Genomic DNA, 22,721 nt, shown 5'->3' with positions numbered 1-22,721 from the left:
TGGCTAGCTTCCTTGTTTGCTATTTGGCAAAGTATGATAAAGGAGAACTAAAATGAAAAAGAATGCCTACTATTTATCCATTGGAATAGCCCTTTACAGTCTATCCCTACTAGCTAGGCCTACTGAAGTCTGGGCAGAAACACCTACTTCTCCCACTCCAGAAGCAAGCACTCCACCCAATACCATAACGGTTAAGAACACGGAACACCAGCAAGCAATACAAGATGCTCAAAAAGCAGGTGTTGAAGTCATTGAATTTGGATACAAGCAGGCCCCCTCCAAGGAGGCAGCAGAAAAGATGGCTCAAGACCAGGCAGACTATATTCGCACTACCACAAAGGAATATCTAGCTGCCAGCAAGACCTATCAAAATGAAGCACCCCACTACCAACAGTATCTAAAAGAACAAGAAAAATTTCAGGACGCTTCCCTTGAATACGCCCAATATGAAGAGCAAGAAAATCACTATCAATCAGAGTTAGCTCGCTATCAAGAACAAGAAAACAACTACCAAAAAGAGTTGGAAAAATATGAGGAAGATCAGGCAGCAAATCTTTCCCTACAAGAAGAATTTGAAAATAGTCAAAAGCAATACGAAAAAGATCAAGCGACCTATCAGGAAAAACTAAGGCACTATGAAGCCGCTAAAAAAGAGGCAGATTTGGCAGTAGCTGATTATCAGCGCAAGGTAGAGAACTATCAAGTTGAGAAGATGCGATATGAGACAGCAAAAAAAGCCTATGATGCCGAAGTTGCAGAAGCCGAGAAACTCACTCAAACAGACGGCTATCTAAGCCAAGTTTCAGCCCAGTACCTCATCTCTCGCTCTGAACCCAATGCCACTGTAAGATTTGAAGGAGTAACTAAATTTATCGGTTCCTCCCATCAGTTTGGTAACGCCTTAAGTGGTATAGGAGGATCAGTTTCTGAGCTCCCCATCAGTCATACACCCATCCTATCTCGTGGTGCCGGTGCTGCAACCGCCGCAAAAGCTGGAGATGGCTACGGTCTTATCTTGGAAAAAGGCAAACCCATCACTGTTATCTACTCAGGATTGGAACAGACCTCTTATGACGGTCAGAAAATAGCCCAACTCGTCTACACCTACGAATTGACATCCACTTTTGCAAGCGACCAGAGTGCTACTGCCTTTATCTATACCGACCCAACCAAAACCATCTACACAGGAACCTCTGGTCAAAATAAGGGGCTTGTTGATTTCACGATCCGTCAAACCATGTCCTACTACTTAGAAAATGGTAAAAAAGTTCAGTTTCGAGAAGATGCCCCTGCCCTCCTTTCCTTTGCCTCACGTAACAATACCTTTGAATTCGGAGAACAGGAGTATGTCCGTTTACATAAGGGCATGACCTTTATCCCTATTTCAGGTTCTTCTGTAACGGGAGAAGATGGATATGTAGCCGCACGAGGCAGTAATAATAGTATTAAGGACGGATCACGTTTTAATCGTGGAGACTGGGATAGTGATGGTCATCCGAACGAATACTATGGAGCAGGTGTTGCTCGGGTGATTGGCGATACCATCTCCTTTGATTTCGGCATTCGTTACAGTCAAGAAAACATCAACCGTTCCAGTCAGCCGCTTCATCTACGTTCAGGCTCTCGTCAATGGTTTACCGTCAATGCAGATATCAAAGCCAAGGGGATCATCAATGCAAGACCGGGAAATCCACCTGTGATGCCGCATGAACCAAACCTTCCCGCCCTACCACTAAAACCAATCGCACCCGTCAAACCCATTGCCCCAACCTATCGCTCTCTCACCAGACCAATCGCGCCCGTTAAGCCCGTTCGCAAACACAGGGTGATTCCCCACAAACCACGTCCACCAAAAGAGGTAGAACAGCCAAAATTCCCAAATATCCCTATTATTTTTATCCAACGGATTGTCTACCCTACTATCAAGATAAACTATGCTAGGCAGTATCGGCCTCCTGTCAGCCAAGCTAATGGTATCCAGGCCACACCAGCGCCCAGCAATAATACAATAGCAACTAGGAATTATTCGCTCCCCCTAACGCTAGAGCAGGCTTCTTCAACCATTATCTATCCAAGCCCAAGCCTTTATCCACCAGCTCTTACTAGACAAAATCCCCACCCTGTCACACCTCCTGCCCTTCCTACACCAGCAAGTCCAACCATCAAAAAGAGCCCTATTCCCCACGGTAGTCCTGCTCTTATGGAAAAAGAATTAAGAGATTACTGGTTCTCCAAAAATACAGGGATTAGCGGAGATGACAAGGAGCTCTTCTTCCGTTTTATCGATGAGCTGGAAAAAGAAGGGCGAGCAAAATATGGAAATGATCTTGCCAAAATCAATCAACATATTGCTAATGGTATTGCTTACAAAGTTTATGGAGTAGGTGGACTGCAACCCAAGGTTGCTGATGTAGGAGAGAAGCCTAAAAACAATGATGCTTTAGATTTGATCGAGAATATCCACAAACTTGATCGTTTTAAAATTGACTTCCCCCATCTGGCTGCCCCAATCGCAACCGCCAGTCAAAGTGGTCTAAAAAAGGAAGTATTAAAAGGCTTACTCGGATTGAATGCGGGAATGTTCTTCGGTGTCATGCCAGGCGACGTCTTCTTTCAAGCCAATTCCTGGCTGGGTGATACATTGACAACTATGAACGAGAAAGATAAAATAACGGACAAGGATGCCTTTATTATCCATACTCTTTATTTAAATAAGCCCTTAAATGAAGCAATTAAACACTATTATAGTATCTCCGACTTAGACAAAAAGAGAGAAGACCTCTATCAACTAGCCCTCAAAGTAAAATATCCTAAAAGTCCAAATCCAGAACTTCTCCTAAAAGTTTCTTCCATCATCAGTTACTCTACCATCGGATTGGTAGCCGTATTCCACATTCTAGCTCCAATAAAGCAAAAATGGAAAGAATTAGAGAGCTGGTGGAATGATTTCAAAGATAACAATTGGAAAGGAATAAAGAGCGGATGGAATGATTTCAGCGATAAACTTAAAGAATACTGGGAAAAATTCACTTCCTTTTTCTCAAAAGACCAAGGAAGTCAAAAATCAGCAGGAAAAGCTCAAGATAAGCAGCTTAATCCTAGCTTGACAACTAGCAAGCAGGGACAGGCGAAGACAGGCAGTCTATTCTCTAAGATGGCACAGGCTATCAAGCCCGTCTCTAAAGTCCTTCACAAAACAATCATCCAACCAGCTAAAAACATATTCAAAACAGTAGGAAACATCTTTCAGAAAAAGGTGGTGCAACCGTTCAAACAATTCCTAAAACCAGTTACCAAACCCCTTCACAAAACAATTGTCCAACCAGCTAGAAACATATTCAAAACAGTAGGAAACATCTTTCAGAAAAAGGTGGTGCAACCGTTCAAACAATTCCTAAAACCAGTTACCAAACCCCTTCATAAAACAATTGTCCAACCAGCTAGAAACATATTCAAAACCGTAGGAAACATCTTTCAGAAAAAGGTGGTGCGGCCGTTCAAACAAGTGAGCAAACCGGTCACTAAAGCTCTTCAGAAAAAAATTATCCAGCCAATGAAAAAAGCAGGGAAGAGCATTCAGAAAAAGGTCATCCAACCGATCAGACAAGCGACCAAACCTGTCGCTAAAACCATCCAAAAAAGAGTCCTTCAGCCTATTCAACGAATTGCCAAACGAGTGACTGCTCCCATCCAGCGCAAGGTCATTCGTCCTGTAAGGCAAGAAAACAGACCCGCAAGGAAACCAAAGGCACCCAAGCCAATCCAAAGAGCAAAAGCGCCCCAAAGACGGGGACGCAAGCCAGCGAAAAAGAAAGGAAGATAAGACCATGCAGACACCTACCAAAAAGAAAAGAAAGATTGTTAGAAAATTACTCTTCTTACTCCTCGGAATCTCTTTCATTTTCATTATCGTTACAGGAAATTTAGAAAGCTATTCCATCTATTATGAACAACAGTTAGCCACCTCGGAAAAAGAAAGGAGGGATAATGTCATCAAAGCAACCATCATCAATCTAAGAAGCTGGAGCCATAAGGATATTCCTAATATGCGCTTTGATTTTGATGGATATAGTTTTATAGAAAATCAGCAGAACTCTTCCACTAAAGACTATCCAAGTATCTCATATAGTCTTTTAGTTCATGTTGACGATACAGGTTATAGGTATAGAGATAAACAAGGTTACACATATGAGTTTAATAACAATCTACAACTCGTAGGAGCTTTTAGCAATAACCATAAATCATTAGATTTTAGACAATTTGATGAAGAACAACTAAAAGACGAGATGTATGAGACACTGAAACCCATTATTGACGCGCAGAAAAAACCCGCTATCTTTAATTTAGTCTGGTTATACAAACTTTTGAGGAAATAAGATCATGCAGACACCTACTAAGAAAAGAAAGATTGTTAGAAAATTACTCCTCTTACTACTCGGAATCTTTTTCATTTTCATTGTCGTTACAGAAGATTTAGAGTCCTATTCCATCTATTATGAAGAACAGTTAGCCACATCAGAAAAAGAAAGAAGGGATAATGTCATTAAGGCAACCATCATCAACCTAAGAACTTTATCTTACAAGGATATTCCAAATATGCGGTATGATTTTGATGGGGTCAATTTTGTAGAGAATCAAAATGATTCTTCTGGAAGCTATTTTCCATCTGTTTCAGGGAATACTGGTGGCTATACATACTTTGATAAAGAAAGAAATAGCTATAATTTTGATGCCGATCTCAATCTAAGATATGGGGTTAATAATGAACATAAAGTACTAGAACCAACTCAAGCAGATGAAGAACAACTAAAGGATGAGATGTACGAAACCATTAGACCTATTATTGAAGCACAGGATAAGCCTGGTTCCTTCAATTTACTATGGTTGTACAAGTTAGTGAGGAAATAAGACCATGCAGACACCTACCAAAAAGAAACGAAAGATTGTTAGAAAACTTCTTCTCCTCCCACTCTTTGGGAGCATGCTCACTTTCTACCTCGTATTCGAGAACCTAAATACCTACTCCATCTATTATGAAGAACAATTAGCCACATCAGAGAAAGAAAGGAGGGACAACGTCATTAAGGTAACCATCACCAATCTTAGGAGCTTACATCACAAGGATATTCCTAAGATGTACTTTTTTACTGGTGGTCTCAATCTGATTCGGAATTTTAACAGTTCTTATACACCCCACTATCCCTCTATTGAGAAAACAACTAATGGATATTCATACCTAAGTAACGACGAAAATAGATATTACTTTGATAATAAACTTAACCTAAGGTATGGAACTACACCCCCTGACTATAAATTACTAGATATAAGTCAAGTAAATGAAGAAGAAATAAAAGATAAGATATACGAAACCATCAAACCTGTCATTGATGCCCAGAAAAAGCCGAAGCTCTTCAATCTATTGTGGTTATACAAGCTGTTGAGGAAATAAGACCATGCAGACACCTACTAAGAAAAGAAAGATTGTTAGAAAATTATTTCTTCTCCTACTCGGAATCTCGTTCATTTTCATTATCGTTACAGGAAATTTAGAAAGCTATTCCATCTATTATGAAGAACAGTTAGCCTCCTCACCAAAAGAAAGGAGGGATAATGTCATCAAAGCAACCATCATCAACCTAAGAAGCTGGAGCCATAAGGATATTCCTAATATGCGCTTTGATTTTGATGGCACCAATTTTGTGGAAAATCAAAACGATTCTTCTGGAAGCTATTTTCCTTCTGTTTTAGGGAATGCTGGACGCTATAGATACGGGGATAAAAATGGTTATGGTTATCATTTTGATGCTAATCTCAATCTAACTTATGCAGTTAAACTTAGTAGTACTGAACATAAAAGACTGGATTTATCTCAATTAAATGAAGAACAACTAAAAGATGAGATGTATGAGACACTGAAACCCATTATTGATGCACGGAAAAAACCCGCTATCTTTAATTTACAGTGGTTATACAAGCTTTTGAGGAAATAAGATCATGCAGACACCTACCAAAAAGAAAAGAAAGATTGTTAGAAAATTACTCTTCTTACTCCTCGGAATCTCTTTCATTTTCATTATCGTTACAGGAAATTTAGAAAGCTATTCCATCTATTATGAACAACAGTTAGCCTCCTCACCAAAAGAAAGGAGGGATAATGTCATCAAAGCAACCATCATCAACCTAAGAACTTTATCTTACAAGGATATTCCAAATATGCGGTATGATTTTGACGGCACCAATTTTGTGGAAAATCAAAATGATTCTTCTGGAAACTATTTTCCTTCTGTTTTAGGGAATGCTGGACGCTATAGATACGGGGATAAAAATGGTTATGGTTATCATTTTGATGCTAATCTCAATCTAACTTATGCAGTTAAACTTAGTAGTACTGAACATAAGAGACTGGATTTATCTCAGCTAAATGAAGAACAACTAAAAGATGAGATGTATGATACACTGAAACCCATTATTGATGCACGGAAAAAACCCGCTATCTTTAATTTACAGTGGTTGTACAAGCTTTTGAGGAAATAAGACCATGCAGACACCTATCAAAAAGAAAAGGAAGATTTTCAGAAAATTATTTCTCCTCCTACTCGGAATCTCTTTCATTTTCATTATCGTTACAGGAGATTTAGAAAGCTATTCCATCTATTATGAAGAACAGTTAGCCACCTCGGAAAAAGAAAGGAGGGATAATGTCATCAAAGCAACCATCACCAACCTGAGAAGTTTGGACTATGAGGATATTCCTAACATGCGCTTTGATTTTGATGGACGAAATTTTGTTGAAAATCAACAAAATTCCTCTACTAAAAACTATCCAAGTATATCAAATGGATTTTTAGTTAGTACGAGTACCAAAGGATATATATACAGAGACAAGAATGAATATACGTATGAATTGGATAATAATCTCCATTTAGTTGATGCTTATGGTACTGATTATAAATCAGTGGACTTAAGACAATTTGATGAAGAACAACTAAAGGATGAGATGTATGATACGCTGAAACCCATTATTGACGCGCAGGAAAAACCCGCTATCTTTAATTTAGTTTGGTTATACAAGCTCTTGAGGAAATAACTCCTGCCCCAAGAAAACCAAAAATAGATAGGGAAACGTAATCGAAGATAAAACATTGTTCCTCCATATTTTAAGGGAACAGGTTGAAAACCTCCGCTGGAGTTTTTCAACCATCAAGATAAGAGTATTGATTTTCAAAGAGGACCAGATAATATAGTCTTTAACGCTCTAGTAAGATTTTGTACCATGAAAAGGTTGGGCAAAAACCCAACTCCATCACAAAGTTCTAAAATTCGAGCAATAGGAAATAAGAAGCCTTTTAGAATTTAGCCAACATGTCCAGCCAGTTCATCTAGACTTTCCTGTACAAACTGAATCATCAAGGCTGTAGGGACTACAATAGAGCCGGCTTGATAGGCTTTGAGAATGTGGTTTAGCATTGCTGTATAGTGCGGCGAACAATGTCCAAGTGCCCATTCTCCGCCCTCTTTCTTGGATAAAAATGTTTCTTCTCTCACATAGGCCAATGTCCGACAGAGGTTTAAAATGGTAGATACGGGATCTTTTGTCACCATCGTTAAGCTATTTTCAATATCGTACCACACACTCTTTAAATAGTCTTTTCGTGTAGGCACTTGAAAGACTTCCGTAAGCTCTTTTCCATATAGGGCTATTCCCCTTTGATAAACAACCATGATATGAGCAGTCAAATCCAGATCGACTCCTTGCATATTGTCACAATACAAGGATACATTTTCTTTGGCTGCTTTTTGATGTTGCTTAGAATAGTGCAAATGATAGGGCATAGGAAAGCAGGGAGGTTTAAGATCTTTCTCACAGACAACACTCATCTCAAGCCCCTTTTTCGGACCAAGGTGCTCAATTTCCATTAAGGCGTGAATCAATCTTGCTTTTTCCGCTAACTTCAAGGATTTCTTAACCACCACTAAAAAATCAATATCACTTTGCTCCCAGGAAAAGCAATCATAGGCCAAAGAGCCATGCAAATAAATCCCACAGAGGTTAGAATCTAATAAGGAGATTATTTCCTCCTTTATGTTATCTAGGACGCTGATGACTCTATTCTCCATACTCTTTCTCCTCAAGTTGATAGGCAAAGCCGATCGCTTTTTTCTCAAATCCATAGTGCTCATAGAAACGGTGGGCAATCTGTCGGTCATTCCCTAGACCACTGTTTAAGGCCAAAGCCTGACAGCCAGCTTCTTTGCCAATAGCTTTCACCTTATCCAATAAAGCAGTGGCAACCCCTTGTTTGCGATACTTACTGTCTACAACGAGGGCTAAAATTCGCAGATAAGTCCCGCTTCGTTCAAAGAAATACATTTGAGCATAACCAATCAAGCCAATCACCTGCCCACCCTGCTCAAAGACTAGCAAGTCATACTCTTGTTTCGCCAACAGTTGACGAAAGCGCCCTTGTAGGTCCGCAAGCTGACTAGGATAGCCTAATTCTGACAATAACTGCTGACAAGCTACGGCATCTTCTTCTTGATACGTTCGAATCATCATTGCTCCTTCAAGGCTTCAAATTTAGCTTTCATGGTTGGATTTTTCCGAGTTAGCTTTTTGACAGTGACATCTTCCAGTTTATTATTAGCCAGTCGTAATTGATTTTCGCTAGTCGTAAGAGCTGCCTTGACCGCTTCCATGCGCTTGATAGCCTTATCAATCTCGTCAATAGCCTTTTGGAAATTCGTACTAGCAGACTGGTAGTTCTTGGCAAAGGCGTTTTTAAAGGTTTCCAAATCCTCTTCAAAGTGAGTGATATCGATATTCTGCTCTCTCACTGAAGCTAATTCCTGCTTGTATTTGAGGGCATTCATGGCAGCATTACGTAAAATACCGATCAGCTGAATGAAAAACTGAGGACGAACGACATACATTTTTTCATATTTGTGGCTGACATCCACAATTCCTGTATTGTAGTAGTCGTTATCCGCTTCTAGCATGGTGACCAGCACTGCATATTCACACTCCTTCTCCCTACGATCCTTGTCTAACTCCTTGAAGAAATCTTCGTTTTTATGCTTTTTGACCGTATCATCTGCTTCATTTTTCATCTCAAACATGATAGAGAGGATTTCCACACCATTTTCGTCCACCTCACGGTAAATATAATCTCCTTTTGATCCGCGACTAGAGATTAGATTATCCTTTTCAAAATAGGCATTGGGAAAGGCTAGATGGCGAACCTTGTTAAACTCTGCCTCTGCATACAATTCCAGACTTTCTCCGATCGCCTTGGTCGACTGTTGAGCCTTGAAGTTCTTGTAAAATTCAACCTGCTCGTTGGCAGCCTTTAATTGCAATTCAAACTCCTGCTTGGTCGTTGCAAGGACTAATTCCTGTTTTTGCTCCTGCAAGAGCAGGTCAGTCTTGATCGCGTCGCGCTCCTTTTCAACGGAAGCAAGTGCCAATTGCAATTCATGCTCTTTCTCTAGGCGAATTTTTTCAATCTGGGCTTCAAGCACAAGAATTTCCTGATCCTTTTGAGATAAGGCAGAACGAATCTCCAGCTCTGACTGTTTTTCTGCCTGCTCTAGTCGAGCAGCCAATTCAGCGATTTCCTTGTCTCGCTTTGCTAGCTGCTTTTGCAAATCATTTTTTGCCTTTTCTGCAACCAATTCTGTCTCACGCGCCAAGCGCTCATGCAATTCTTTTTCAAATTCGGCTCCACGAACCTGATCCAGTAGCTGGCTGTATTCTGTTTCATTGACCTGAAAGGCCACCCCGCAGTGCGGGCATGTTAATATCTGCATGTCTTCTCCTTGGTGATGCTCTATTTTTGTCCATTCCAGTATAGCAGAAAACACCAGAAAATTCTGCTTTAATGTGGTCAAGTAAGCCTTCCTAAAAAAGAAGCTATGAACTGCTTTATCTTCTTCAAACGCCTGTTATAGTCGTTTCGCTTTAAAACGCACTATTCAGACATGCTCTAACAGAGTTGTGTTTTGGCAGTAATTCCATAACCTTTTTCTTGAGATTCGCCCAAGCCTTTTTAATTTGACAAAGAAGTTACTGGTCATGCTTTGTCTGTAAATCATGAGTACGATAAACTTATCATTCACTTGTCCAGCAAGTGTCCCTCTGTTCCTAATTTTTGTTCCCACCTGTGCAAAGTCGTTGGATTGATACCAATCGGAATCGAACCTAAACCACAGCTCACTGACAAAGCCTAATTAAAGGTTATACACCCCTAGCTAGCATCACAGTAGATGTCCGATTATCGCTAACACGCAATCTACTTGCCTCTACGAGGGCTTACGGCGAACTAAAACTCCTGTTCTGTCGCCTATTTTGTTAAAGCCGAGAGATAGAAAGAATACACTCATGCCAAACGCCCTGTGTATCGCGAGATTCATTTTTCAGTTGCAATTATTTCCAAATTCCCATCTTTCCCTATATAATAAAAGGGCAATAGATAAACTCGAAAGGTGAAAACAATGTCATTACCCATTTTTTTGGAATTAGTAGAAATAAAGGCAAAGACAGCCAGTATCTTGCCCTTTTTGATTGGATTATGTTTCAGCTACTATGTCTACGGATCTCTACACCCTCTTCCTGTCATCGTCTACTTTGTAGCCATGCTCTTGTTCAATATGTTTGTGGATGTCTGGGATAACTACAATGACTATCGGCATGCCTTGGATTTAGATTATCGGGGAAAGACCAATATTATCGGACGCGAAAACCTCTCCCTGCATTCGGTTGAAGGTCTCATGTTGCTTATTTTTTCCAGCTCTCTTATCATTGGTCTCATCTTATCCTGGTTTGTTGGCTGGCCCTTGTTAGTCATGGGAGGATTTTGCTACGCTATTGGAATCTTTTATTCATCTGGTCCAAGACCCTTATCTAGTCTACCCTTAGGAGAAGTTTGTTCAGGATTTACCATGGGCTTTATGATTAGCCTTATCTGCGTCTACCTCAATACTACTCCCCACTTCAACTGGGATTTCAGGACACTTGCCCAGATTTTTCTTATCGCTCTTCCCAACACGCTCTGGATTGCCAATCTCATGCTAGCCAATAACCTCTGTGATAAGGAAGAAGATGAATGCAATCAGCGCTACACTTTGGTGCATTATATCGGTATCAAAGGTGGGCTCTATCTATTTGCGACTGCAAATGGGCTAGCTCTACTTGCCATTGTCTGTCAGGTCTGGCTCGGACTTGCTCCACTAAGCTGTCTCCTCATCCTGCTCTTACTCCCCTTTATCGTAAAGCAGACCCGGCTCTTATGGCAGAAACAAGTCAAATCAGAGACCTTCCCCTGTGCTATCAAGATTTTAGCCCTAGGTTCAACAGTTCATGTTGCCACCTATGCTCTCGGAATCATTATAGGTTAGAAGCGATCTAGGATGAGAGGCAATGATCTGGCTTACACCTTAGCGCAGGGCATCAACAGCATGACTAGAACTGCACTAGCTTCTAAACCGCCAAGCCTTTCTTTCCCATTAAGAAAATCCTACACTACTAGCGCGTGTAGGATTCTCTTTGCTCTCTTACCTAGCATATTGCAACAAGGAGCACAATAAGCCCATAGCTGTTCCTTTTGTGACAAAATATCGGCTCAAGCATCTGAAAATAAGAGCAAAAACACTTCTGTTCTTATCTAGCCAGTAATCGCTATGACCTAAATCAATTAGTACAGTTGTGAAAGGGGTCTAAATGAATAAGGAAAATAATAAAAAGAGGTTCTTATATGAAAGTAGCTTCCTGTGTAACAGATTCCCACATTAACTATGTGATTGCCACAATAGAAGCGATCCGTAGATTTCACCCCAAACTATAAGTGGCGATTCTTTCCTCAAACTTGTCGAGTGGCTCTAAGACCAAACTTAGTCATCTGCCACTTGAGGAGTTGAGGTTCTATACGGAGATTGCTCAAGCTAAACTTGAAAAGCTCCCGCTCACACTACATCACATCACCCTAGAAACCTATTTCCGATACTTTCTTCCAGACTTGTTGCAAGACTGGGATAAGGTCTTGTATTTAGATAGAGATTTGTTAATCTCGGGAGGGGCGCCCAGCTCTGGGAAACAGACTTACAAGATGCCTATATGGCAGGTATAGCAGAGCTAGACATCTCCTACCACTATGCGGAATATAAACAGAGTATCGGTTTTAAGCCGGAGGAATTGTATGTAAATGCCGGTGTGCTCTTGATGAATCTTGCTGCGATGCGGCGCGATCAGATTACAAATTTTCTCCTGTCAGAGACAGTTCACTTGAAAGATCGGATTCAGTTCCAAGATCAAGATGTCATCAATATCGCCTTAAAAGGAAAAATTCTAGAACTCCCTTTGCGATTTAACTACACTGCTGAGGCGATGAGACAAGCCCGCCTCCCACTAGATGAAGTGGTGATTTTCCACTACAACTCACACCAGATCAAGCCCTGGTCTGCCTGGGATAAGAATTGGACGGGTCAACTAAAGTCGAGTATCTCCTTGTGGCGAGACAACTATCTAAGTGTGATGAGACAACATGGCGGTGTTAGTCTGATTGTCGCCTTTCACAATCAGATGGCTAACCTTTCTCAAACTCTTCACAGCCTTGTCAATCAAAGCTATCACAATTTTGAACTTATCCTCATTGACGCAGCTTCAACAGATGAATCCGCTAAAATCTGTCAGGCATTTGCTGAAAAGGATCGGAGGATTCACTATCATTATCATGCCTCGACCTCTTTAAATGAAGCCAAATACCAAGGAATACAAGTGGCAAGCCGTCCCTATGTTTTATTGATCGAGGAAGGAGATTTCCTTTTTGAAGAGAGCCTCCAAGCCCTCTACGACGTAGCGGAATCAACGCAGGCAGACATTGTCGTAGGTGCCTTTGCCCGCTTCTTCAAAGATCGCTTCCAATTCCTATCCTATCCCTCTTACCAGCTAGCGCAAAAGAGCCTTACAACCATCTCCCAAGAGATGGAGGAATCTGACCTCCGCAATCTCTACTACACCAAGGCTTGGGGCAATCTCTATCGCAGGAGCCTCTTACATGGCATCACATTTAGGGGAAATCAAGAACGGCAAGAAGCCTTTGTCTGGCAAGCCTACCAACGTGCCCAAACGATCCAATGCTTCCAGCAACAGACTTATGTAAGGCGGATATAGCGCAAAACACGCAGACAATTCTTTCCATTTGCTACCTTGCGGAACTGGCGAAATAGGCATTGAACCTGTCATAGAAAACCTGATTTTGGGCTGAAAGCAACTGATCGATATGCCGGAAAGTATAGTGTTTTGCTGTAACTAGCTAAAGATAGAATACTCACGTCTCTGTTCAAACCGTGCTTAACCAACGTTCAATTCCCAAATAATCTAATGTATGTAAGTCTTTCAAGTGTTGACAGTCACTCCCCGACTGTTATAGTCATTTAGTTTATATTTTTATTACTTCGTTAACTCGTCTTGCTGTACCCCAGTACTACCTGCGACTCGTTGCCTAGTACTAAAAATAAACTAAACAACTATAATACCCTATCCGTAAGCAGGCATAGCCTGCAAACTAGGAGTTTTGACGGGTAAAAAAACTCCAGTGGACGTTTTTCAGCCTACTCTCGAAAAGGAACCACACCTGTAAGCAACTAAAGTTGCAACAGTTGCATCTCTATTTTCCTAGCTTTTAACCCGACTGTAATTATAAAAGAAAACCGAAACGATTATATGTGTTGTAAATTGCTTTGAATACTACCGTTTTTTCGTAAAACGTGGTATGATTATGATATAGAAAAAAGAAATTTTAGGAAAGGAACTGGACTATCCGTTCAGCTCTCAATCGGAGGGATATTATGACGATCGAAACGCTGGCTCGTCTGCAATTCGCGATGACCACTATCTTTCACTTCTTCTTTGTACCATTTAGCATTGGTACCGCTTTAGTCGTAGCCATTATGGAAACCTGCTATGTGGTGACCAAGAAAGAAGAATATAAAAAATTAACCAAATTCTGGGGCAATATTATGCTGCTGAGTTTCGCAGTCGGTGTGGTAACCGGAATTATCCAAGAGTTCCAATTCGGAATGAACTGGTCGGACTACTCGCGCTTTGTTGGCGATATTTTCGGAGCTCCTCTTGCAGTTGAAGCCCTCCTTGCTTTCTTTATGGAATCAACTTTCTTAGGACTTTGGATGTTCACTTGGGAAAACAAGAAAGTCAGCAAGAAACTCCACGCTACCTTTATCTGGTTGGTCGTCTTTGGTTCCTTGATGTCTGCCATGTGGATTTTGATTGCGAATAGCTTCATGCAGCATCCTGTCGGCTATGAGATTGTGAATGGTCGCGCACAGATGACCGACTTTGGTGCCTTGATCTCCAATCCTCAATTCATCTACGAATACAGCCATGTGGTTACTGGCGCTATTACCATGGGTGGTATCTTAGTGGCTGGGATGTCTGCTTTCCGCCTCTTGAAGAAAGAGAGTTTGACAGAAGCAACTCAAGCCCTCTATAAAAAGTCAATCCGCATCGGTCTCATCATCTCTTTAATCGGCTCTATCACTGTTCTTGGTGCAGGTGATGCACAAATGCAGGCTCTCATCGAAGATCAGCCAATGAAATTTGCGGCTATGGAAGGTGACTATGAAGATTCTGGCGACCCTGCTGCTTGGGCAGTCGTTGCTTGGGCTGATGAAGCAAAACACAAACAGGTCTTCGGTGTCAAAATCCCCTACATGCTTAGTATCTTGTCCTACCATAAGATGTCAGGCTCTGTCAAAGGGATGGAGACAGCCAATGAAGAATTGATTGCCAAATACGGCGATCGCAACTACTTCCCAATGGTCAACCTACTCTTTTATGGTTTCCGGATTATGGCAGGTTTTGGCACTCTGATGCTCCTTGTATCAGCGCTGGGACTATTTTGGACCCGCAAGAAAAATCCTGTCCTCTACGAAAAGAAATGGATGCTCTGGCTTGTTGCTCTGACAACTTTCGCTCCATTCCTAGCAAATACTTTCGGTTGGATTGTCGCAGAACAAGGTCGCTATCCTTGGACAGTCTATGGTCTCTTTACCATTGAACAAAGCGTCTCACCCAACGTATCTGTCGCGTCTCTGACCATCTCAAACATTGTCTACTTTGTCCTATTTACCGCCCTAGCAATCACCATGATTAAATTAGTTATCCGCGAATTACAACACGGACCTGACTACCAGCACAAGGGGCTTCACATGGGTGGCTACTCTTCTGTTGACGCATTTAACAAGGAGGCATTCTAAAAATGAGCAACTTACAATTATTATGGTTCTTCCTCATTGGCCTACTATTTTCCGGCTTCTTCTTCCTTGAAGGATTTGATTTTGGGGTAGGAATGGCAGTGCAGTCATTGGCAAAAAATGAGTTAGAAAAAGATCAGATTGTTGAAACTATCGGTCCTGTTTGGGACGGAAATGAGGTCTGGCTACTGACTGCAGGTGGCGCCATGTTTGCCTCTTTCCCTTACTGGTACGCTTCTTTATTTAGTGGCTACTACCTCATCTTATTGATCATCTTAGTCGGCTTAATTATCCGCGGGGTTTCCTTTGAATTTCGCCACAAAGTCCCTGTGGAAGAAAAACAGCGCTGGAACTGGGCACTGTCTATCGGATCTTTCCTCGTGCCTTTCTTTTTCGGTCTCATGTTCATCAGTTTGATTCAAGGCATGCCACTCGATGCAGATGGCAATATGTCTGCCCGTTTTAGTGACTACTTCAACCTCTTTTCACTGGTAGGTGGGGTCGCTATGGTGCTCTTGACCTATCTTCACGGCTTGAACTATATCAGCCTGAAAACGGATGGTGCTATTCGTACGCGTGCTCGTCAATATGCCCAAAAACTCTATCTTGTCCTCTACCTCGGCTTGGTAGCTTTTGCGCTCTTGCTCTTCTTCAAAACGGACTTCTTTGAACTGCACCTCATACCAACCTTAGCCTTGGTCGTTGCCATTGTAGTCCTCACCGCAGTAGCTCATCTGTCTATTCTGAAAGAAGCGGAAATGACAGCCTTTCTTGCGAGTGGACTTTCCTTGGTAGCAGTCGTTGCCCTCTTATTCCAAGGACTTTTTCCTCGCGTGATGATTAGCTCAATTAGCTCTCAATACGACTTGCTGATTGAGTCAGCTTCCTCATCCCCCTACACGCTTAGCATCATGTCGATAGTAGCCCTGACCTTGGTACCATTTGTCTTGGCATACACCGTTTGGACCTACTATATCTTTAGAAAACGGATCAAATTGCCAGTCATTGGAACGGAGGAGCACCATGCTGGATAAAGCTGTGATGCGCTTGTCCGGTGTTTATCAACTACTAAGATTGCTTGCAGGATTAGACATCCTTCAGGCAATCTTTATTATCGGACAGGCTGTGGGACTAAGTCGGGCTATTACAGGTATCTGGGAGGGCAGGGCGTTAGAAAGCCAACTCCTACCTGTTGCTTCTTTCTTCGCTTGCTATCTGGGACGTCACCTTATCAACTACCTCAAGGACGAGCGCTTAGATCGGTTTGCAAGCCAGCAGGCCAGTCAACTTCGTGGGCAACTGCTTCGAAAACTCTTTGAATTAGGTCCCCATATTGTTCAAAAAGAAGGTTCTGGTAACATGATCACCATGACCCTTGACGGGATTTCCTTAGTGGAAAATTACCTGCACCTGATTTTAAACAAGATGATGAATATGAGCATCATTCCCTGGGTGATCCTCGTCTTCATCTTTTACCTAGACTGGGAATCTGGTCTGGTTCTTCTTATCGTCTTCCCAATCATCATCTTATTTATGATTATCTTGGGATACGCTGCGCAAGCGCGAGCAAATCGCCAATACGCACAATATCAGCTACTATCCAATCACTTTTTAGATACACTCCGAGGGCTTGATACCTTGAAGTTTTTTGGTCGCAGTAAGTCCTATGCCCAAACGATCTACCAGACAAGCGAACACTTTCGCAAGGCAACAATGAATGCTCTACGGATTGGGATTTTATCCACCTTTGCCCTAGACTTCTTTACAACCCTATCGATTGCAGTGGTCGCTGTTCTCCTCGGACTTCGCCTCATCAACGGTCAAATGCTACTCTTTCCAGCCTTGACCATTCTTATCTTGGCGCCTGAATATTTCCTACCCGTGCGCGATTTTTCAAGTGACTACCATGCGACCTTAGACGGTAAAAATGCCATGCAAAGCATGCAGCAAATTTTAAATACGCCTAGTATCCGTAAGGAGCAGGTCACTATCGCCCCTTGGACTCACGATAGTTGTTTGGAATTAGATCGCATTTCCATAGCCTATGAAGGGAAAAAACTCTTTGGAGACACGTCCCTTACATTTTCTGGCTATCAAAAAATCGGTATCATTGGTATGAGTGGCTCTGGAAAATCTAGCCTCATCAATCTCCTTGGCGGATTTTTAGCGCCTGAAGAAGGGAAGATTCGGATTGATGGTCTTCAAATGGCAAATCTCGATCAGGAAGACTGGCGAAAGCAATTACTCTATATCCCCCAGCATCCCTATATCTTTGAAATGAGCCTGCGGGACAATATCACCTTCTATACTCCATCCGCCAGTGATGCAGAAGTTCAAGAGGCAATAGCAGTTGTCGGCTTAGACGAACTCGTGGCTAATTTACCAGAAGGACTGGATACCCGTATCGGAAATGGGGCACGGCCTCTCAGCGGTGGTCAGGCGCAACGGATTGCCCTTGCCCGTGCCTTTCTCGATAAAGAACGCCGTGTGCTCCTACTTGATGAGCCAACTGCTCATCTTGATATTGAAACCGAGCTAGAGCTCAAAGAAAAAATGCTCCCCTTGATGGACAATCGTCTGGTTCTTATCGCCACTCATCGCCTCCACTGGCTCCACCAGATGGACTATATCTTGGTAGTCGATCAAGGACAAATCGTTGAAATGGGAAGCTACGAAGAACTCTTGAGCAACAAAGGCACATTCTATCACCTAAAAACTGCAATGGGAGGAAATCATGGCTAAGATTCCATTATACTCAATGAAAATCAATAAGAGCCGAGAAAAGGCATCTGAAGATCGAACTGGCGTTCATCAAGACCAATCGACAACGTTTCGTTTTGATTTTCAAAGAGTATTATTTCGAGTTATTAGAACGGACAACTGGGTCAAACCATTTTTTAAACAGTACAAGCTGGCCTTGGTGACCGCCTTATTCCTTGGCTTTTTGACCTTCTTTAGTGCAGGCGCCCTAATGTTTATTTCAGGCTTTCTGATTAGCAAATCCGCCTCTCTTCCGACCAACATTCTCTTGGTCTACATCCCTATTGTCCTCACACGAACCTTTGGTATTGCCCGGCCCGTCTGTCGTTATTTGGAACGACTAACCAGCCACAACTGGGTCCTCAAAATGACCTCTCAACTCCGCCTCAAACTCTACCAGACCTTGGAACAAGACGCCGTTTTTATCAAACGTGATTTCCGTCTGGGCGATGTTATCGGACTGTTGGCTGAAGACATTAACCACCTGCAAAATCTTTACTTACGGACGATTTTCCCAACAGTCATCGCTTGGCTGCTCTACATCTTTATCGTCAGCGCACTTGGTTTCTTCTCTTGGTGGTTTGCCTTGTTCATGTTGTTCTACTTGGCAATTCTCCTCTTGGTCTTTCCTCTATTCTCCGTCTTGGTCAATGGTGCAAGGCAGCAAATCGAAAAGACCTTAAAAAATAATCTCTATACAGAGTTAACCGATAATGTCTTGGGAATTTCCGATTGGATATTCAGCCATAGAGGAGCAGAATATGTCGCTCTCCATGAACATTCACAAGACCAGCTTATCGCTGTTCAAGCCAAGATGAAGCATTTCCAAAATAAACGAGCTCTCATCTTTGAAATGGTGTACGGGCTCTTAATTCTTGCTACCTTCATCTGGGCTAGCGGACGGTTCCTTGGAAATCATGGTGGACAAGCCAACTGGGTCGCAGCCTTTGTCCTCTCGCTTCTTCCCATTATTGATGCCTTTGCAGGACTTTCAACAGCTAGTCAAGAAACCAACAGCTATGTAGATTCGATTGAACGGCTCAATCATCTTCCTAACTTACGACCTGAGACAGTAGCCGACATGCAGCCGCAAGCTCCTTACGATTTTCAAATTGAAAATCTTAGCTTCTGCTATCCAAATGACACAAGGCTAGTGCTAGACCAGCTAGATTTGACCATTCCGCAAGGACAAAAACTTGCCATTCTCGGTCGGAGCGGTTCAGGAAAAAGCACCCTTGCAACCCTATTGCGGGGAGATCTAGTCCCTAGCTCAGGAGCAGTTCTCTTTGGAGGCGTGCCAGTAGCTACACTAGGTGAGAGCATCCCGTCTTATATCGGCGTCATTCAACAAGATCCCTACCTGTTTCGGACTAGCCTGCTCAACAATATCCGTCTCGGAAATGAAAAGGCTGACCTAGAGCAAGTCTGGCAGGTTCTTGAACGTGTTGGCTTAAAGGAGGTGGTAGAGACCCTCCCACAGGGACTGGATACAATGGTAGACGAAGCCGGCTTGCGTTTCTCTGGAGGAGAACGACATCGAATTGCTCTTGCTCGTATTCTCCTAAAAGAAACGCCTATCGTGATTCTGGACGAGCCAACCGTTGGATTAGACCCGATTACCGAAAAGCAGGTCTTAACCACCTTTATGGAAGAGTTAAAAGGAAAAACGGTTATCTGGATTACCCATCATTTAAAGGGGATTGAATACACAGATCAGGTCATCTTCCTTGAAAATGGTAAGCTCGAAATGGCAGGAAGTCCTGCTAATCTAGCTGAAACCAGTCCGCGCTTTCGCCAGCTCAAGGCTGTTGATGATGGTGAAATGTAAAAAAGGTTGTACGTCAACCTTTTTCTTTATGCTCTATGCTCTTTTAGGAACATTGCTTCATACTCATACTCTGCACAAATCACATTCAAACCTCACTAGCCTTGTCGTAGGTCACTAGGCGTTTAAAAGCAGTTGGATGCCTGCCTATAACGATTAGGACAACATAGCAAGGAATCAGAAGCAATTCTAAATGAACTAGCACCACTCTTTTTCAAAACAATTTCTTGGCGATAGGAATAGATAAAAAGTGAGACAGTCCGATTCTTCCATCATGGCTATGTCTCACTTTTGCTATTTAAACACTTCTTTCTAACAAGCGCTGGGTCATGCGGAGTAGTATATCTTTGGCAGGATGAGGTGGTAATTGCATAATGGCTGCAACTGCTTTTTGGGTAAAGCGTCCAGCTAGCTCTCGCGCGTCTTCTAGCCCTCCTTCTCTCTTCATCAGAGAAACGACAACCGCGACATCTTCTGCTGTCATAGCCTGTTGTTTCTCCAGATAGGGACGAAAGGCGTCTGGATTTTTCTGAAGAGCACAAATCAGTGGTAAATTGTAGATCCCCTGACTAATATCTTCTAAGACAGGCTTATTGAGAACTGCCTTATCTTCTGTATAGTCTAGCAAATCATCCACCATCTGAAAGGCCATGCCAATATAAAAACCGATATGTCCTGCCAGCCGAACAGTAGCTCGATCCGCTCCTCCAAAATAAGCCCCTTCTCGACTTGCTAGCTTAAATAAGGCAGCTGTTTTTCCCGCCGCAGACCGCAGATAGGAACGAATCGTCTGGTCTTGCCTATAATAGGCTGACATCTGATCCAATTCACCTAACAAAATCTTCTTCATGGTCTTGGCGTTAACAGTCATGTAAGGAGAATTGGTCATAGACTCTAAGAGCAACTCGAAAAAGACGGTAAAGAGCAAGTCCCCTGTGTAGACCGCAACATCCTTACCAAAACGACTTTGAATCGTTACCTGCCCTCTCCTTAGTGGCGAGTCATCAATGACATCATCATGAACTAGGGTTGCCAGATGTAAGACTTCAAGTGACGCGGCAGCTGTCACCAACTCTTCCTCGCCTAGCCGCCTTGTCCCACCAAATTCCGCAAATAAAAAGAAAAAAGCTGGTCGCAAATATTTTCCACCCGCACTATTTAAAGCCACAAGCGCCTGACCAATGCTCTGGTTGCGAATCTGCAGTTTCCGCTCAATCAATGTCCTCACACTATCAAGTTTTTCTCCCAAATCTGGATAGCAAGCCCAATACGATACCATTCCTAATCTCCTTGATCCCCTCGTTGCTCTCTATTTTACATTATTTAGACTGTAATAGCTAGTATCGCAGTTTATATTTTACAAAAAAGGGAAGTTGAAATTGATAAGGGCAAGATAGCATTTTCCCATATCACTGATATTCAGCTTTTCACAATAGATTTAAGCCTTGTTGATATAAATAGAACTCCTCTACTTTGTCCAAATCCTTTGACTCTTACATTGGATACACTCTTCTTAGCCCTATTTATACTCGTCAAAAATCAAAATCTGACATCGTTAACTCGCCTTGCTATACCCCAGTACTACCTGTGACTCGTTGCCTAGTACTAAGGCTATAATGTCATCAAATCGAATTTTATAACTCATACGCCCTCCTTAATTCAGACCTGAAAACAGGGACTGTCCTAAGACATTGTCCGTCCGAGCAAGCTCCTTACCTGCATCTGAAATGCGGGAAATATTGGTTGCTAATATAAATATTTATTATATTTTGACAGTTCTTATTATTGTATAATTAGTTATTCAGATAATGCCAGTCGCCGCTGTGCGAAAACTACCCTAATCATTGATTAGGGTAGAGGCAAACTGAAAGACTTGAGGCTTTCAGTTTAGCAATGAAACGACAAAGTCAGTGGAAAAACTGCTCCGCAGCTCCCCATATCCTATTTGTCACAGCCAATCCCCTGACTGTGACAACGTGCCACGCACTAAAGGCAGAATAGCAAAAATGAAACCTATAAATTCTTACAATCTGGAATTCATTGAATATTTTAGCTTCCGTTATTTTTTAATAATACCTTTGCTGCATCTGAATCTAAATAGTCTTTTAAAATATGCATAGTATATTCTATCGCTTTTTCGTCCTTACCAAGGGCATATTTCACATTTTCTTTAATATGACTATCATCAATAAAATTATAAAAAAATCTTCTACTCATGAAAGACTTTTCTGGGTAATTCGGATTGGGAAGAAGCACATCAAAAGTTCCACCTTCCCCAATATTGAATTGAAGATTTTTTCCTGTTGAAGAAATTCCCATATCAATTTGTATTGAATTATATTCTATTATAAATCCAAAATCTTCAAATTGACCAGTTGTAACTGGCAACGTATCTAAATCAATCGAAAATACAATATTTAATGCTTGTTTAACATTGTTATATCCTAAACTCTCTCTTACTGGTAAATAACCTATTTCTTTCATTTATACGCCCTCCAATAATCACCATATTTTTCTATTTTATAACCATTTTCTGACAAAATATTAAGTTCTTTAACATATGATTTTCCAATTTTCTGAGTTCGATATATTTCTTCTGCTTTAAACGGATTAGAAGTTAAAACAAAATCTTTTCCTTCCCTAATTTGATTCATCAAAAATTCATCATTCACTTTGTATGCTAAGTTAGGATCTACTTTTGCAATCGCATTCCAGCCATTAGCCCCTCATCAAAGTAAGTTAATACTTAACAAAAATCAAAATCTGAATTATAATAATGATATGAACTTTACACAAGACCACATCAGAGAACTTCGAACAGCCCTTAAAGACAAGTCACTCACTGCCTATCACAAACGGCTTCAAGCAG

At 41.7% G+C, this 22,721-nt stretch carries 20 protein-coding genes and 1 pseudogene; 15 read left to right on the top strand and 6 right to left on the bottom strand.

Going from position 1 to position 22,721, the window contains the following annotated elements:
• Positions 1–52 precede the first annotated feature (52 nt).
• From BU200_RS00505 to BU200_RS00475, 7 genes are read left to right on the top strand one after another with little or no spacing between them, the layout of a single operon-like run.
• Positions 53–3,823 (top strand): GbpC/Spa domain-containing protein, encoded by a 3,771-nt coding sequence (locus BU200_RS00505; protein WP_075098285.1) that lies wholly within the window; start codon positions 53–55, stop codon positions 3,821–3,823.
• Between the two features lie 4 nt (positions 3,824–3,827).
• Complete coding sequence (locus tag BU200_RS00500; RefSeq protein ID WP_075098284.1) at positions 3,828–4,376, top strand: hypothetical protein; 549 nt, start codon at positions 3,828–3,830, stop codon at positions 4,374–4,376.
• Between the two features lie 4 nt (positions 4,377–4,380).
• Positions 4,381–4,908 (top strand): hypothetical protein, encoded by a 528-nt coding sequence (locus BU200_RS00495; RefSeq protein WP_075098283.1) that lies wholly within the window; start codon positions 4,381–4,383, stop codon positions 4,906–4,908.
• Between the two features lie 4 nt (positions 4,909–4,912).
• Positions 4,913–5,449 (top strand): hypothetical protein, encoded by a 537-nt coding sequence (locus BU200_RS00490; RefSeq protein WP_075098282.1) that lies wholly within the window; start codon positions 4,913–4,915, stop codon positions 5,447–5,449.
• Between the two features lie 4 nt (positions 5,450–5,453).
• Complete coding sequence (locus BU200_RS00485) at positions 5,454–5,990, top strand: hypothetical protein (RefSeq protein ID WP_075098281.1); 537 nt, start codon at positions 5,454–5,456, stop codon at positions 5,988–5,990.
• A 4-nt stretch (positions 5,991–5,994) separates the two neighbouring features.
• Positions 5,995–6,534: a hypothetical protein gene (locus tag BU200_RS00480; protein ID WP_075098280.1), complete on the top strand. Its 540-nt coding sequence runs from the start codon at positions 5,995–5,997 to the stop codon at positions 6,532–6,534.
• Positions 6,535–6,538: 4 nt separating this feature from the next.
• Positions 6,539–7,087, top strand: coding sequence for a hypothetical protein (locus BU200_RS00475; protein WP_075098279.1), 549 nt, complete (start codon positions 6,539–6,541; stop codon positions 7,085–7,087).
• A 266-nt stretch (positions 7,088–7,353) separates the two neighbouring features.
• On the opposite strand, the gene BU200_RS00470 is transcribed toward BU200_RS00475, so the two are convergent.
• Genes BU200_RS00470 through BU200_RS00460 form a run of 3 tightly spaced genes read right to left on the bottom strand, consistent with a single transcriptional unit; the run spans position 7,354 to position 9,807 of the window.
• Positions 7,354–8,118 (bottom strand): nucleotidyltransferase domain-containing protein, encoded by a 765-nt coding sequence (locus tag BU200_RS00470; protein ID WP_075098278.1) that lies wholly within the window; start codon positions 8,116–8,118, stop codon positions 7,354–7,356.
• Positions 8,108–8,557 (bottom strand): GNAT family N-acetyltransferase, encoded by a 450-nt coding sequence (locus BU200_RS00465; protein ID WP_075098277.1) that lies wholly within the window; start codon positions 8,555–8,557, stop codon positions 8,108–8,110. Before BU200_RS00465 ends, BU200_RS00470 begins: the two co-directional genes overlap by 11 nt.
• Positions 8,554–9,807, bottom strand: a complete 1,254-nt coding sequence (locus BU200_RS00460) for a DUF2130 domain-containing protein (RefSeq protein WP_075098276.1) — start codon at positions 9,805–9,807, stop codon at positions 8,554–8,556. The genes BU200_RS00465 and BU200_RS00460 overlap by 4 nt, the downstream gene beginning before the upstream one ends.
• Positions 9,808–10,491: 684 nt before the next feature.
• Here BU200_RS00460 and BU200_RS00455 point away from each other — a divergent pair.
• From BU200_RS00455 to cydC, 8 genes and pseudogenes are all read left to right on the top strand, one after another.
• Positions 10,492–11,394 carry a prenyltransferase gene (locus BU200_RS00455; RefSeq protein ID WP_075098275.1) on the top strand — a complete coding sequence of 301 codons (903 nt, stop codon included), beginning with the start codon at positions 10,492–10,494 and terminating at the stop codon, positions 11,392–11,394.
• A 446-nt stretch (positions 11,395–11,840) separates the two neighbouring features.
• Positions 11,841–12,122: a glycosyltransferase gene (locus BU200_RS11750; RefSeq protein WP_083609313.1), complete on the top strand. Its 282-nt coding sequence runs from the start codon at positions 11,841–11,843 to the stop codon at positions 12,120–12,122.
• Positions 12,086–12,448 (top strand): annotated as a pseudogene (locus BU200_RS11605) (glycosyltransferase family 8 protein); the annotation flags it as partial. The gene BU200_RS11750 and the pseudogene BU200_RS11605, both read left to right, overlap by 37 nt.
• A gap of 78 nt (positions 12,449–12,526) precedes the next feature.
• Positions 12,527–13,165, top strand: coding sequence for a glycosyltransferase family 2 protein (locus tag BU200_RS11415; RefSeq protein ID WP_280523056.1), 639 nt, complete (start codon positions 12,527–12,529; stop codon positions 13,163–13,165).
• 677 nt (positions 13,166–13,842) lie between these two features.
• A complete protein-coding gene (locus BU200_RS00440; protein WP_075098272.1) occupies positions 13,843–15,270 on the top strand; it encodes a cytochrome ubiquinol oxidase subunit I in 1,428 nt (475 codons plus the stop codon).
• 2 nt (positions 15,271–15,272) lie between these two features.
• Positions 15,273–16,301: a cytochrome d ubiquinol oxidase subunit II gene (gene cydB, locus BU200_RS00435; RefSeq protein WP_075098271.1), complete on the top strand. Its 1,029-nt coding sequence runs from the start codon at positions 15,273–15,275 to the stop codon at positions 16,299–16,301.
• Positions 16,291–18,009 (top strand): thiol reductant ABC exporter subunit CydD, encoded by a 1,719-nt coding sequence (gene cydD / locus BU200_RS00430; RefSeq protein WP_075098270.1) that lies wholly within the window; start codon positions 16,291–16,293, stop codon positions 18,007–18,009. Before cydB ends, cydD begins: the two co-directional genes overlap by 11 nt.
• Positions 18,002–19,855: a thiol reductant ABC exporter subunit CydC gene (cydC, locus tag BU200_RS00425; protein WP_244912647.1), complete on the top strand. Its 1,854-nt coding sequence runs from the start codon at positions 18,002–18,004 to the stop codon at positions 19,853–19,855. Before cydD ends, cydC begins: the two co-directional genes overlap by 8 nt.
• 295 nt (positions 19,856–20,150) lie before the next feature.
• Here the strand turns inward: cydC and BU200_RS00420 are convergent, their stop codons facing one another.
• The 3 genes from BU200_RS00420 to BU200_RS11065 form a co-directional block, all read right to left on the bottom strand.
• Positions 20,151–21,131, bottom strand: a complete 981-nt coding sequence (locus BU200_RS00420) for a polyprenyl synthetase family protein (RefSeq protein ID WP_075098269.1) — start codon at positions 21,129–21,131, stop codon at positions 20,151–20,153.
• Between the two features lie 770 nt (positions 21,132–21,901).
• On the bottom strand, positions 21,902–22,336 hold the full coding sequence (locus tag BU200_RS00415) for a hypothetical protein (protein WP_075098268.1): 435 nt from the start codon (positions 22,334–22,336) through the stop codon (positions 21,902–21,904).
• Entirely contained in the window at positions 22,333–22,509 is a 177-nt protein-coding gene (locus tag BU200_RS11065) for a hypothetical protein (protein WP_172459321.1), read from the bottom strand. Before BU200_RS11065 ends, BU200_RS00415 begins: the two co-directional genes overlap by 4 nt.
• Positions 22,510–22,721: the final 212 nt, after the last annotated feature.

Source organism: Streptococcus acidominimus (genome assembly GCF_001921825.1).
In the GTDB taxonomy this organism is placed as follows: Bacteria; Bacillota; Bacilli; order Lactobacillales; family Streptococcaceae; genus Streptococcus; species Streptococcus acidominimus.
Note: the sequence above shows the minus strand (reverse complement) of the source record. Positions and strands in the feature narration are given on the sequence as shown.

Coding starts and splice junctions, on each gene's coding strand:
- BU200_RS00505 (WP_075098285.1), top strand. CDS start 53: ATGAAAAAGAATGCCTACTATTTATCCATTGGAATAGCCCTTTACAGT.
- BU200_RS00500 (WP_075098284.1), top strand. CDS start 3,828: ATGCAGACACCTACCAAAAAGAAAAGAAAGATTGTTAGAAAATTACTC.
- BU200_RS00495 (WP_075098283.1), top strand. CDS start 4,381: ATGCAGACACCTACTAAGAAAAGAAAGATTGTTAGAAAATTACTCCTC.
- BU200_RS00490 (WP_075098282.1), top strand. CDS start 4,913: ATGCAGACACCTACCAAAAAGAAACGAAAGATTGTTAGAAAACTTCTT.
- BU200_RS00485 (WP_075098281.1), top strand. CDS start 5,454: ATGCAGACACCTACTAAGAAAAGAAAGATTGTTAGAAAATTATTTCTT.
- BU200_RS00480 (WP_075098280.1), top strand. CDS start 5,995: ATGCAGACACCTACCAAAAAGAAAAGAAAGATTGTTAGAAAATTACTC.
- BU200_RS00475 (WP_075098279.1), top strand. CDS start 6,539: ATGCAGACACCTATCAAAAAGAAAAGGAAGATTTTCAGAAAATTATTT.
- BU200_RS00470 (WP_075098278.1), bottom strand. CDS start 8,118: ATGGAGAATAGAGTCATCAGCGTCCTAGATAACATAAAGGAGGAAATA.
- BU200_RS00465 (WP_075098277.1), bottom strand. CDS start 8,557: ATGATGATTCGAACGTATCAAGAAGAAGATGCCGTAGCTTGTCAGCAG.
- BU200_RS00460 (WP_075098276.1), bottom strand. CDS start 9,807: ATGCAGATATTAACATGCCCGCACTGCGGGGTGGCCTTTCAGGTCAAT.
- BU200_RS00455 (WP_075098275.1), top strand. CDS start 10,492: ATGTCATTACCCATTTTTTTGGAATTAGTAGAAATAAAGGCAAAGACA.
- BU200_RS11415 (WP_280523056.1), top strand. CDS start 12,527: ATGAGACAACATGGCGGTGTTAGTCTGATTGTCGCCTTTCACAATCAG.
- BU200_RS00440 (WP_075098272.1), top strand. CDS start 13,843: ATGACGATCGAAACGCTGGCTCGTCTGCAATTCGCGATGACCACTATC.
- cydB (WP_075098271.1), top strand. CDS start 15,273: ATGAGCAACTTACAATTATTATGGTTCTTCCTCATTGGCCTACTATTT.
- cydD (WP_075098270.1), top strand. CDS start 16,291: ATGCTGGATAAAGCTGTGATGCGCTTGTCCGGTGTTTATCAACTACTA.
- cydC (WP_244912647.1), top strand. CDS start 18,002: ATGGCTAAGATTCCATTATACTCAATGAAAATCAATAAGAGCCGAGAA.
- BU200_RS00420 (WP_075098269.1), bottom strand. CDS start 21,131: ATGGTATCGTATTGGGCTTGCTATCCAGATTTGGGAGAAAAACTTGAT.
- BU200_RS00415 (WP_075098268.1), bottom strand. CDS start 22,336: ATGAAAGAAATAGGTTATTTACCAGTAAGAGAGAGTTTAGGATATAAC.